Origin of the sequence: Staphylococcus sp. HMSC62A08 (genome assembly GCF_001839105.1) — a bacterium.
In the GTDB taxonomy this organism is placed as follows: domain Bacteria; phylum Bacillota; class Bacilli; order Staphylococcales; family Staphylococcaceae; genus Staphylococcus; species Staphylococcus caprae.
On sequence record NZ_KV840031.1, the window covers coordinates 52,749 to 66,465 of the forward strand.

The window sequence follows — 13,717 nt, forward strand, 5'->3', positions numbered from 1 at the left end:
TATGTAAATTTTTAATTTATCAATATCTTTATGATTCAAAAGGTGATAACTTAATTAATGTTAAGGAAATATTAAAGAAATATTTTCTTAATATAACTATAAATCTATATGTTTTGTTAAGTTTATGTAAAATTGATGTGTAGCTATGTTATTTTTATTTGAACTTCAGTTATAATGTAAATGTAATAAAAAATAGGGAGGCACACCATGTCACAAAAAGTACTAGTGGTTGATGATGAACAATCAATCGTGACCTTACTAAAGTATAATTTAGAAACAGCAGGATACATAGTTGAAGTCGCTTATGACGGCGAAGAGGCACTACAAAAGGTTGAAGATGAACAACCTGAGCTAATAGTATTAGACGTCATGTTACCTAAAAGATGGTATTGAGGTGTGTAAATCAATTCGATCTGATAAAAATTTAGTACCTATTTTAATGTTAACTGCTAAAGATGACGAATTTGATCGTGTTTTAGGCCTTGAATTAGGTGCTGACGACTATATGACTAAGCCTTTCTCACCTAGAGAAGTGGTTGCGAGAGTAAAAGCTATTTTAAGACGTTCAAAATTTGTTAGTGAAATTGAAAAAGAAGATACGGATGAGGAAGATATTATCATTGATTCCATTCGTATTCGTCCTGAATTTTTCGAAGTATATAAAGATGAAGAATTGTTAGAACTCACACCTAAAGAATTCGAATTATTATTATACTTAATCGAAAGACAAGGACGCGTGATTACAAGAGAACATATGTTAAATTCTGTATGGAATTATGAATTTGCTGGAGATTCTAGAATTGTAGATGTACATATTAGTCACCTAAGAGATAAATTAGAAGAAAATCCTAAACAACCTAAATTAATTAAAACGGTACGCGGTTTAGGATATAAATTGGAGCGACCTAAAGCTTAATGCTAAAATTCCATCACCGTTTATTATTATTAATTAGTACGATAACGATTATTAGTTTTATTGGTTTAGGAGCGATTATTCATAATACGATTTATCAAACTTTAACTAGCAATCAAACTAGTGAATTAAGAAAAGAAGCACATAACTATGTGAACCTTCTTAATCATAATAAAGGTCAAGAAATCGATAACCTTGCTGATAATCAACAAAATGTCGTTGTCATTAAGAATGCAGATGATAATCACGTCATATTCTCTTCTGGTGATAAAAGTAAAATTGATCAAAGAATTGACAATGAAGCTAATCCTTCTGATTTAATAACTAAGAAAACAAAAATCGGTATGCGCTATACTTTTAAAGAAAGTATAGGTAATAAAACTGTATACATAAGTGGTATTAATGATGAAATTATTAATCTTCAAAGAGAGATGTGGAAATACTTATCTATAATAGGCGTCATCGTATTGTTCACAGTTTATTTAGCTTCACGAAGTATTAATCGAACATATATAAGACCTATTAATGAAGTGACGTATGCGACATCTCTATTAGCAGATGGTTATTATCATGTTCGTGTCCCTGAAAGTAATGTTAAAGAAACACGCGCATTATTTGTGACTACGAATGAGTTAGCTAGAAGGTTACAGAAATTAAATAATCGACAAAAGATACAGTCCAATCGTTTGAAAACGACACTTGAAAATATACCGAGTTCTGTTTTAATGATCGACAAGCATGGAGAAATCGTTGTTGCCAACCATGCCTATTATGAAGTTTTTAGTCCAGAGCAAATTGTTGAAAATAAGAGCTATATTGGATTTCTTGATGATAGTATTGAAAAGCTCATTATCGAGAGCTTCAGAACTGAAAAGGTTATCTACGATCAAATAGAGGTAGATATTAATAATGTACATACGAAATACTTTGATGTTTCTTGTGTGCCAATACTATCTAAATCTAAGAAGAAATTACAAGGTATGGTTGTTGTTCTTCATGATATTACGAATCTCCAAAAATTAGAAAATCTTAGAAGAGAATTCGTAGCAAATGTTTCTCATGAATTAAAAACACCAATTACTTCTATCAAAGGTTTTGCTGAAACCCTCATTGAAGGGGCTAAAAATGATGAACAATCACTCGAGATGTTTTTAAATATTATTTTAAAAGAATCGAACAGAATTGAATCATTGGTCATGGATTTATTAGATTTATCGCATATAGAACAGCAAAATGAAATTGAAACGAGCTATATGAATTTGTCTGAGTTAGCTTATAATACGATTGATAATTTACAAACTCAAGCTACGAACAAAAATATCGAAATTAAGTCAGAAATTGAGAAAGATGTGATTATCGAAGCGCATGAGAATAAAGTTGCTCAAGTGATTACAAATTTACTTTCTAATGCAATTAATTATTCACTTGAGGACAGTAAAGTTATTGTTCGAGTTTATAGAGAAGGTAAAAAAGTTAATTTAGAAATTCAAGATTTTGGTATTGGAATTAGTGCCAAAGATCAAAAACATATCTTTGAACGTTTCTATAGAGTGGATAAGGCACGTAGTAGAGATTCTGGAGGTACAGGTCTCGGACTGTCTATTACGAAGCATATTGTTGAAGCGCATAATGGTCGAATTAATGTAAGTAGTAAGCCAGGAGAAGGTTCAACATTTAAAGTAACTTTTATAGATGAATAAATTTTTAAAGGAGCTGAGACAATTAAGTCTCAGTTTTTTTATTAAGAGGTGGTAGAACTAATGTTTGCATTTAACTTCAGGTTAAATGCACTAAGAACTGCTAAATGATAAATCATTAACCATTTCTATGATGCACTAAGGGAAGCTAAACGCTCTATAGTCGTTAAATGACTAAAGAGGAACACATGAGTTAAAAACTCATGCGTAAGTGGTACTATGTATTTCAATTGAAATACAAGTACCACTTTATATGCTAAAATGTATGTAAATCTGTTCTGGAGGTTACGTATTTTGGATAAATTAGTGTTAATAGATGGTAACAGTTTAAGTTTTAGAGCGTTTTATGCTTTGCCATTACTTTCTAATAAAGCTGGTATTCATACAAATGCTGTGTATGGCTTTGCAATGTTACTTGAAAAAATAATTAAAGAAGAACAACCTAATCACTTTTTAGTTGCATTTGATGCTGGTAAAACGACTTTCAGACACTCAAAGTACAGTGAGTATAAAGGTGGTAGACAAAAAACGCCACCTGAACTAAGTGAACAATTTCCTTATATCCGTCAATTATTAGATGCGTATCATATTAAAAGATATGAACTTGAGAATTATGAAGCGGATGACATTATCGGTACTTTAAGTAGAGAAGCAGATCAAGCTGGTTACGAAACAATTATCATTACTGGGGATCGTGACTTAACACAATTGGCTACTGATAATGTCACTATTTATTACACCAAGAAAGGTGTTACGGATGTCGATCACTATACGCCAAGTTTTATTGCTGAAAAATATAACGGCTTAGAACCTAAGCAAATTATCGATATGAAAGGTCTGATGGGAGATACTTCTGATAATATACCTGGTGTTCCAGGCGTAGGTGAGAAAACGGCAATTAAATTACTTAATCAATTTAATTCTGTTGAAGGCGTTTATGACAATATCGACGAAGTCACTGCTAAAAAATTAAAAGAAAAACTTATCAATAGTAAAGATGATGCATTGATGAGTAAAGACCTAGCTACAATCAATGTTGAGAGTCCAATTGAAGTTTCTCTTAAAGATACAAAATTGGAAAACCAAGATGATAATCATGAAAAAATAGAGTTATTTAAAAAGCTAGAATTTAAGCAATTGTTATCAGATATTGATGAAGATGCGAATAACGAGGAAGTTACAGATAAAACGTTTGACGTTGAAACAGATTTTCAACACATTGATTTTAAAAATTTATCTCATGCCACAATTCATTTTGAGTTAGAAGACACCAATTATCTAAAAGATAATATATTAAAATTTGGATTATACACAGATGATACGCACATCGTAATCAATGCAGAAGATATTAAACAACATTCAGACTTAATCGAATGGTTAGAAGATGCACAAACTGTTAAGACTGTATATGATGCTAAGAAAACGTATGTAGCTGCACATCGTTTAGATATTAACATCCAAAACGTTCAATTTGATGTTATGCTCGCAAGCTATATTATTGATCCATCACGTGCAATTGATGATGTGAAATCAGTCGTATCGTTATATGGACAGAATTATGTTAAAGATAATGTTTCTATTTATGGAAAAGGAAAAAAACATCATATTCCAGAAGACAATATCTTAAATGAACACGTTGCGTCAATTACAGAAGCCATTGCGAGTGCTAAACCATTAATGGAAGAACAATTAAAAGAATATAATCAAGTTGAACTCCTTGCAGATTTAGAACTTCCGCTTGCTAAAATTTTAAGTGAAATGGAAGAAATTGGTATCTACACTGATGTGAATGATTTGAAGCATATGGAAAATGAAATTCAAGAAAAATTAGATGTTCTTATTAAAAATATACATGAAGCTGCTGGAGAAGAATTTAATATTAATTCACCAAAACAATTAGGTGTCGTATTATTTGAAACATTAAAACTTCCAGTGATTAAAAAAACAAAAACTGGATATTCAACGGCTGTTGATGTACTCGAACAATTAAAAGGTGAGCATCCAATTATTGAACATATCTTAGAATATAGACAACTTTCTAAATTACAATCTACCTACGTAGAAGGCTTACAAAAAGTAATCAGCAAAGATAATAGAATTCATACGCGCTTCAATCAAACGCTTGCACAAACAGGGCGTTTATCAAGTGTAGATCCAAATTTACAAAATATTCCTATCCGCTTAGAAGAAGGTAGAAAAATTAGAAAAGCGTTTAAACCTACTTCAGAAGATAGTGTGATTTTATCAGCTGACTATTCACAAATTGAACTACGTGTGCTTGCGCATATTACTCAAGATGAAAGTTTAAAAGAAGCTTTCATACATGGCCATGATATTCATACAGCTACTGCGATGAAAGTTTTCAATGTAGAAGCAAATGACGTAGACAGCCTTATGCGTAGACAAGCTAAAGCTGTTAACTTCGGTATAGTTTATGGAATTAGTGACTATGGCTTAAGTCAAAGTCTAGGTATTACGCGTAAGAAAGCGAAAGCATTTATTGATGATTATTTGGCTAGTTTCCCAGGCGTTAAGCAATATATGTCAGATATCGTCAAAGATGCTAAAGCGCAGGGTTATGTTGAAACGCTGTTACATCGACGTCGTTATATTCCAGATATTACAAGCCGAAACTTCAATTTAAGAAGTTTTGCAGAAAGAACTGCTATGAATACTCCAATTCAAGGTAGTGCAGCAGATATTATTAAATTAGCTATGGTTAAATTTAATGAAAAGGTAAAAAATACGAACTACCATGCAAAATTATTATTACAGGTTCATGATGAATTAATCTTTGAATTACCTAAATCAGAAGTTGAAGACTTTAGTGAATTTGTTGAAGAAATTATGGAAAATGCGCTTGATTTAGATGTACCGTTAAAAGTAGATTCAAGCTATGGACCAACATGGTATGATGCCAAATAAAGAAAGGACATAAATATGCCAGAATTACCAGAAGTAGAACATGTGAAACGAGGCATAGAACCTTATATTAAAAACGAAAGAATTAAAAAAGTAATTTTTTCAGATAATGTCATTAAAGGTAAGAAAGACAATAGAGAAACAATCATTAAAGGTATGGAGTTAGATAGCTTTGCAAAGCTTACCGAAGGCTACACAATTACTCAAGTGTTAAGACGTAGTAAATATATTGTGCTTCATATCGAAAGAGATAACGATCAAAGAATTTTAATTAGTCATTTAGGCATGGCGGGTGGATTCTTCGTTGTTGACGACCTAGAGGACATTGCTACACCTAATTACCGTAAACATTGGCAAGTTATTTTTGAACTTGAAAATGAGAAAAAGTTAGTCTACTCAGATATCAGACGTTTCGGTGAAATTAGAAATGTCGCAGGATTTGAAAGTTATCCTCCATTTTTAGAAATAGCACCTGAACCATTTGAAGAGGAAGCGTTAGCGTATTATTTAAGTTGCTTTGATATCAATAAATACGCAAACAAACCTATTAAGCAAATGATACTTGATCACAAAGTGATTGCAGGTGCCGGTAATATTTATGCTTGTGAAGCACTTTTCAGAGCGGGAATTCGTCCTGATAAAATTGCACACACGTTGAATCATCAAGAAAGAGAAATGTTATTTTATTATGTTCGAGAAGTGTTAAAAGAGGGTATAAAATACGGTGGAACGAGTATCTCTGATTATCGCCATGCTGACGGTAAAACAGGAGAGATGCAATTACATTTAAATGTATATAAACAAAAGTACTGTAAAATTTGTGGGCATGAAATAGAAACAAAAGTGATTGCCACTAGAAATAGTCATTTTTGCCCAAATTGTCAGAAATAAAGGAAGCGTGAGACTATGCCAAAGATTATCGGACTAACAGGAGGTATCGCAACTGGGAAATCAACAGTGTCAGAATTATTAACAGCATATGATTTTAAAGTTGTCGATGCAGACCTTGCTTCCCGTGAAGCGGTTAAAAAAGGATCAAAGGGTTTAGAACAAATTAAAGAAAAATTTGGTCCAGAGGCGATTGATAAAAATGGCGAAATGAATCGTAAATATATGGGAGAACTTGTATTTAAACATCCAGAACAACGATTAGAACTTAATAAGATTGTTCATCCCATAGTACGTGAAATCATGGAAAATGAGAAAAATCGTTATTTAAATGAAGGATATCATGTGATTATGGATATTCCTTTACTTTATGAAAATGATTTGCAAGATACTGTAGATGAAGTATGGGTGGTATATACATCCGAAAGTATTCAAATAGAACGTTTAATGGAGAGAAATAACTTATCTCAAGAAGATGCGAAAGCACGTGTGTATAGCCAAATTTCTATAGATAAGAAAAGTAGAATGGCCGATCATGTGATAGATAATTTAGGAGATAAACTTGAATTAAAACAAAACTTACAACAACTTCTTGAAGAACAAGGATACATCGATTCTTCAATTAAATAAGAGTATGAGCGTATGCGAATTAAGATATCGTGTACGCTTTTTGTTTGTATTACGTGAAAACAGAAAATCACTCATAAGTATAACTTATTTAAAATGATAGCTAAACGTAATTCATTTCAATTAGTAAACGCTTTCAAAAATAAATAATTATGTTATACTAATCCTATAAAGTATAACATATAAATAAATGCTCAAGGGGTGCTTTTAATGTCAACGAATATCGCAATTAATGGAATGGGTAGAATTGGAAGAATGGTATTACGTATAGCTTTAAAAAATGAAAATTTAAATGTAGTTGCTATTAACGCAAGCTATCCTTCTGAAACAATTGCACATTTAATTAATTATGATACAACTCATGGTACATACGATAAGAAAGTAGAACCAACAGAAAATGGTATCAAAGTTGGAGATCATGAAATTAAATTAGTATCTGATAGAAACCCTGAAAACTTACCATGGAGAGAATTAGATATTGATCTTGTTATCGAAGCAACTGGTAAATTTAATCATGGTGATAAAGCGATTGCGCATATTAACGCAGGGGCTAAAAAAGTGTTGTTAACAGGGCCTTCAAAAGGCGGAGAAGTGCAAATGATTGTAAAAGGGGTTAATGATAATCAACTAGATATTAATCAATATGATATATTTAGTAACGCTTCATGTACAACCAATTGTATAGGTCCAGTAGCTAAAGTCTTAAATGATAAATTTGGAATTGTAAATGGTTTAATGACAACTGTTCACGCTATTACAAATGACCAAAAGAATATTGATAATCCACATAAAGATTTACGTAGAGCACGTTCATGTAACGAAAGTATTATACCTACTTCAACTGGTGCAGCTAAAGCACTTAAAGAGGTATTACCAGAAGTTGAAGGAAAACTTCATGGTATGGCGCTACGTGTTCCAACGAAGAATGTTTCCCTAGTGGATTTAGTGGTTGATTTAGAGAAAAATGTAACCGCTGAAGAAGTAAATGATGCATTCAGAAATTCAGGCTTAGATGGCATATTAGACGTTGAAGATGCACCTTTAGTGTCCGTTGATTTTAATACAAACCCTAATTCAGCAGTGTTAGATGCACAATCTACAATGGTGATGGGAGATAATAAAGTTAAAGTTATCGCCTGGTACGATAATGAATGGGGATATTCAAACCGAGTTGTTGAAGTTGCTGAACAAATTGGTCAGCTTATTGAAGATGAAGCAACAGTTAAAGCAGTTTAATTAAATATATATTTAATCAATTTGGTATATAAAATCCGATACGATAGCTCTAAGATAATTTCAGTTTAGAATTGTCTTAGAGCTTTTTTATTACTACACTCATTTTTAAAGTAGTAAAATCCTGTTGTGTCATGGTGATTTTCTACGTCAAAAAATTTATATTGTATTATAAAAGTGAAATATTAATTTGTGACATGCATTTTTATTCTTATTGTATTTATCTATGTCATCCACTCTAAAATATTTCAGTTATTAAGTATAATAATTCGATTATTAGTCTAAAGGACCTTTCTTTTTTACAAGCCAATTTTATAGTATAATGAACGATAATCAAACTTAAGAGGGTGACATAAATGAAATGCCCAAAATGTAATTCAACGCATTCAAGAGTAGTCGATTCGAGACATGCTGATGAAGCTAATGCAATAAGACGTAGAAGAGAATGTGAAAATTGTGGTACTCGATTTACCACATTTGAACATATTGAAGTAAGTCCGCTTATCGTTGTTAAAAAAGATGGCACTAGAGAGCAATTTTTAAGAGAAAAAATATTAAATGGCTTAGTAAGATCTTGTGAAAAAAGACCGGTAAGATATCAACAATTAGAGGATATAACGAATAAAGTAGAGTGGCAATTAAGAGATGAAGGACAAACTGAAATATCTTCTAGAGACATTGGAGAACATGTAATGAAATTATTGATGCATGTAGATCAAGTTTCCTATGTAAGATTTGCTTCCGTCTACAAAGAATTTAAAGATGTGGACCAACTACTTGCTTCCATGCAAGGGATTTTGAATGATAACAAACGGAGTGATTAATCAATGGGATTACAATCCTATGAATATGGTTTGAGGCCTCAAGATGGCTTTGAAGTGATTAAAGAATTTCAATTAACGACAGAACACTTAGAAATACTAAATCGTCTGTTTACGCCTTTAATTGGCCCCCAGTCTATTGGACTTTATCATTTTATGAATCAGTTTACTGATGACAATAATCATTATCCGCTAACACATTATGTATTTATGAATGAATTAAAAATCAACCTTCTAGATTTTAGGAAGCAAATGGATTACCTAGAAGCAATAGGATTGGTCAAAACTTTCGTAAATCACGAAGAGAAACAAACATATTTTGTGTATCAATTAATTCAACCTCCAACAGCATATCAATTTTTTAATGATCCGATGCTTTCTGTATTTTTATATAGTGAGGTTGATAAGAATCGTTATCAAATGCTTAAAGCTCATTTTGAAAGGGATAAAAAAGATTTAAGTAATTATCAACAAACGACACGAAAGTTTACTGAAGTATTTAGCGTACCTAAGAAAATGATGGACCAAGATTTATCCAAACTTAAGCAAATTAAGCACTATGATGGTGTTGATTTATCTAATGAGAGATTCGATTTCGATTTATTAAAACAAATGTTAAATCATCATTTTATCAGTAATGAAATCATTGATAAGGATGCTAAAGAACTCATCGTTCAACTCGCCACATTATATGGATTAACCCCAGATGGTATGAAAAAGGTTATATTAAATTCAATTACTAGTGCGCAACAATTATCTTTTGAAGAGATGCGGAAACAGGCGCGTTCTTACTATCTAATAGAACATGAAAATCATCTACCCAAATTACAATTAAAAGAGCAACAATCAGAAGTCTCATCAAATAGTGAAGAAATCTCACCTCAAAATGATACTGAAGCATGGTTGAAATTACTTGATGAAACAAGTCCAATTGATATGTTGGCAAGTTGGTCTGGGTCAGAGCCTACACAATCTCAGAAAAGTATGATTGAAGAATTAATGAATAGAGAGAAGATGAATTTTGGTGTCATTAATATTCTATTGCAATTTGTTATGCTTAAAGAAGATATGAAGTTGCCGAAATCTTATATATTTGAGATAGCGTCAAATTGGAATAAAAAAGACATTAAAACTGCGAAACAGGCTTATGATTATGCACTTCAAGTCAATCAACCTAAAAATTATGAGCAGAATTATAAAGGAAGTAGAAATTATTCAAGACAAAACAAACAATTGATATCTAAAGAAAAAACACCAAAATGGTTAGAAAATCGAGATAATCAATCTGCAAACACTTCCGAAAAACAATCAAAACAAAATGACGATAAATTAGAAAAAGACCGTCAAGCATTCCTAGAGAAATTAAATAAAAAATGGGAGGAAGGTGATGAGTGATGAAAAGCTTCAAAAATATTATGGGGTCGTCACAAGACTTAGATAAAAGAATTGAAAAAATAAAAAAAGACGTAATTAATGACCCAGATGTTAAGCAATTTTTAGAGCACCATCAATCTGAACTTACTAATGCGATGATTGATGAAGATTTAAATGTATTGCAAGAATATAAAGATCAACAAAAGCATTACGATGGTCATCGCTTCGAAGATTGCCCCAATTTTGTAAAAGGACATGTACCTGAACTCTACATAGAAAATGATAGAATAAAAATTCGATATTTAATGTGTCCTTGCAAAATTAAACATGACGAAGAACGATTTAATTCTCAACTCATAACCTCTCATCATATGCAACGAGATACATTAAATGCCAAGTTGAAAGACATCTATATGGACCAACGCGATCGTTTAGATGTAGCGATGGCTGCAGAAGAAATTTGTACTGCTATTGCTAATGATGAAAAAGTAAAAGGACTGTATTTACATGGTCCATTTGGCACAGGGAAATCATTCATACTAGGCGCAATTGCCAATCAACTTAAGTCTAAAAAGATTTCCTCTACTATCGTGTATTTACCTGAATTTATACGTACTTTAAAGAGTGGATTTAAGGATGGTAGCTTCGAAAGAAAATTAGAACGTGTGCGAGAAGCTAATATATTAATGTTAGACGATATTGGTGCTGAAGAAGTTACGCCATGGGTAAGGGATGAAATCATAGGACCATTGCTACATTATAGAATGGTACATGAACTACCAACTTTCTTTAGTTCTAACTTTGATTATAGTGAACTTGAGCATCACTTATCTATTACAAGAGATGGATCTGAAAAAACGAAAGCCGCTCGTATTATCGAACGTGTTAAGACGCTATCCAACTCATATTATCTTGAAGGTAAAAATTATAGAAACAATTGAATTTTATCTTATGAGGTGTATAATAGACTTAAATCTAAATCGTTGAAATTATTGAAGACAAGATAATTTAATCACTGTTACACAGAAAGTCATTAGCTAATGAGAATATGGCTAACATATTAAATGATTACTACTTCAGTAAATGATATTTGTAATGAATATCCGGCTCAAGACCGTTATCTTATGTAGAGAAGTTTAACTCTTTAATGAGAATAAGAGTTAAACGACTAGGGTGGTACCGCGATAATCTCGTCCCTTGTTTGGGGCGGGATTTTTTGTGTTTTTTATGGATATTTATTAAACAAGTCAACGATCAGATGCTTTATTATTTAGGAGGGTTAAGTATGGATCAAATTAATATTCAATTTCCAGATGGTAATTCAAAGGCGTTTGATAAAGGTACAACTACAGAAGATATCGCTCAATCTATAAGCCCAAGTTTAAGAAAGAAAGCTGTAGCAGGTAAATTTAATGGTCAAATGGTCGATTTAACTCGTCCGCTTGAAGAAGATGGATCAATTGAAATTGTTACACCTGGAAGTGAAGAAGCACTTGAAGTATTACGTCATTCAACTGCTCACTTAATGGCTCAAGCCTTAAAACGTTTATATGGAGATGTGAAGTTTGGTGTAGGACCAGTTATTGAAGGTGGGTTCTATTACGATTTTGATATGGATGAAAAGGTATCATCAGATGACTTTGACAAAATCGAAAAAACAATGAAACAAATCGTCAATGAAAATTATAAAATTGAAAGAAAAGTAGTAAGTAGAAACGAAGCTAAAGAATTCTTCAAAGATGATCCTTATAAATTAGAATTGATAGATGCAATTCCTGAAGATGAAAATGTTACTTTATACACACAAGGTGAGTTTACTGATTTATGCCGTGGTGTTCACGTACCTTCAACTTCAAAAATTAAAGAATTCAAATTATTATCCACTGCTGGTGCTTATTGGCGTGGTGATAGTAATAACAAGATGTTACAACGTATTTACGGTACTGCATTTTTCGATAAAAAAGATCTAAAAGCGCATTTACAAATGCTTGAAGAACGTCGCGAACGAGATCATCGTAAAATTGGTAAAGACTTAGAGTTATTTACTAATAGCCAACTCGTAGGTGCAGGTTTACCTCTATGGTTACCTAATGGGGCTACAATTCGACGTGAAATTGAACGTTACATTGTTGATAAAGAGGTAAGCATGGGTTACGACCATGTATATACTCCTGTACTCGCAAATGTTGATTTATATAAAACTTCAGGACACTGGGACCATTATCAAGAGGATATGTTCCCGCCAATGAAATTAGATGAAACTGAAGAAATGGTATTAAGACCAATGAACTGTCCACATCATATGATGATTTATAACAATAAACCACACTCTTATCGTGAACTACCTATTCGTATAGCAGAATTAGGTACAATGCATAGATATGAAGCAAGCGGTGCTGTTTCTGGATTACAACGTGTTCGTGGTATGACTTTAAATGACTCTCATATTTTCGTAAGACCAGATCAAATTAAAGAAGAGTTCAAACGAGTTGTAAACATGATTCAAGAAGTATATGAAGATTTCGGTTTCGAGGATTATACTTTTAGATTAAGCTATAGAGATCCTGAAGATAAAGAGAAATACATGGACGATGACGAAATGTGGAATAAAGCTGAATCAATGCTTAAAGAAGCAGTTGATGAAATGGGCTTACCATATGTAGAAGCTATAGGTGAAGCGGCTTTCTACGGTCCAAAATTAGACGTCCAAGTTAAAACAGCTATGGGTAAAGAAGAAACATTATCTACAGCTCAACTTGACTTCTTATTACCAGAACGCTTTGAACTTACTTATATAGGAAGCGATGGCGAACAACATCGACCAGTTGTTATCCACCGTGGTGTGGTTTCAACTATGGAACGTTTTGTTGCATTCTTAACTGAGGAAACTAAAGGGGCATTCCCAACTTGGTTAGCGCCAAAACAAGTTGAAATTATTCCTGTAAATGTTGATATTCATTATGACTATGCGCGTCAATTACAAGATGAGCTCAAATCACAAGGTGTACGTGTCGAAATTGATGACCGTAATGAAAAAATGGGATATAAAATACGTGAAGCACAAATGCAAAAAATCCCATACCAAATTGTAGTCGGTGACAAAGAAGTGGAAAATAACGAAGTGAATGTTAGAAAATATGGTTCAGAAGACCAAGAATCACTTGAAAAAGATGAGTTCATTTGGAATCTTGTTGATGAAATCCGCTTGAAAAAACATAGATAAGCTTGAAAAGACAGGCTGT

General features: G+C 32.3%; 9 protein-coding genes and 1 pseudogene. All 10 read left to right on the forward strand.

What is annotated here, in order from left to right; translation table 11 throughout:
* Positions 1-207 precede the first annotated feature (207 nt).
* Positions 208-916: pseudogene (locus HMPREF3264_RS04000) on the forward strand (response regulator).
* The gene (pnpS, locus tag HMPREF3264_RS04005; RefSeq protein ID WP_070872003.1) at positions 916-2,613 is read left to right on the forward strand and encodes a two-component system histidine kinase PnpS; all 1,698 of its coding nucleotides are present in this window, start codon (positions 916-918) and stop codon (positions 2,611-2,613) included. The pseudogene HMPREF3264_RS04000 and the gene pnpS overlap by 1 nt, the downstream one beginning before the upstream one ends.
* 291 nt (positions 2,614-2,904) lie before the next feature.
* Positions 2,905-5,535, forward strand: coding sequence for a DNA polymerase I (gene polA / locus HMPREF3264_RS04010; protein ID WP_070872004.1), 2,631 nt, complete (start codon positions 2,905-2,907; stop codon positions 5,533-5,535).
* A 15-nt stretch (positions 5,536-5,550) separates the two neighbouring features.
* Positions 5,551-6,423, forward strand: coding sequence for a bifunctional DNA-formamidopyrimidine glycosylase/DNA-(apurinic or apyrimidinic site) lyase (gene mutM / locus HMPREF3264_RS04015; protein ID WP_070872005.1), 873 nt, complete (start codon positions 5,551-5,553; stop codon positions 6,421-6,423).
* A gap of 15 nt (positions 6,424-6,438) precedes the next feature.
* A complete protein-coding gene (gene coaE, locus HMPREF3264_RS04020; RefSeq protein ID WP_070872006.1) occupies positions 6,439-7,050 on the forward strand; it encodes a dephospho-CoA kinase in 612 nt (203 codons plus the stop codon).
* 207 nt (positions 7,051-7,257) lie between these two features.
* On the forward strand, positions 7,258-8,283 hold the full coding sequence (gene gap / locus HMPREF3264_RS04025) for a type I glyceraldehyde-3-phosphate dehydrogenase (RefSeq protein ID WP_070872007.1): 1,026 nt from the start codon (positions 7,258-7,260) through the stop codon (positions 8,281-8,283).
* Positions 8,284-8,636: 353 nt separating this feature from the next.
* Positions 8,637-9,104 (forward strand): transcriptional regulator NrdR, encoded by a 468-nt coding sequence (gene nrdR, locus HMPREF3264_RS04030; protein ID WP_002443329.1) that lies wholly within the window; start codon positions 8,637-8,639, stop codon positions 9,102-9,104.
* A 3-nt stretch (positions 9,105-9,107) separates the two neighbouring features.
* A complete protein-coding gene (locus HMPREF3264_RS04035; protein WP_070872008.1) occupies positions 9,108-10,496 on the forward strand; it encodes a replication initiation and membrane attachment family protein in 1,389 nt (462 codons plus the stop codon).
* The gene (dnaI, locus tag HMPREF3264_RS04040) at positions 10,496-11,416 is read left to right on the forward strand and encodes a primosomal protein DnaI (RefSeq protein ID WP_070830924.1); all 921 of its coding nucleotides are present in this window, start codon (positions 10,496-10,498) and stop codon (positions 11,414-11,416) included. Before HMPREF3264_RS04035 ends, dnaI begins: the two co-directional genes overlap by 1 nt.
* A 344-nt stretch (positions 11,417-11,760) precedes the next feature.
* Positions 11,761-13,698 carry a threonine--tRNA ligase gene (gene thrS / locus HMPREF3264_RS04045; RefSeq protein ID WP_070872009.1) on the forward strand — a complete coding sequence of 646 codons (1,938 nt, stop codon included), beginning with the start codon at positions 11,761-11,763 and terminating at the stop codon, positions 13,696-13,698.
* Positions 13,699-13,717 lie beyond the last annotated feature (19 nt).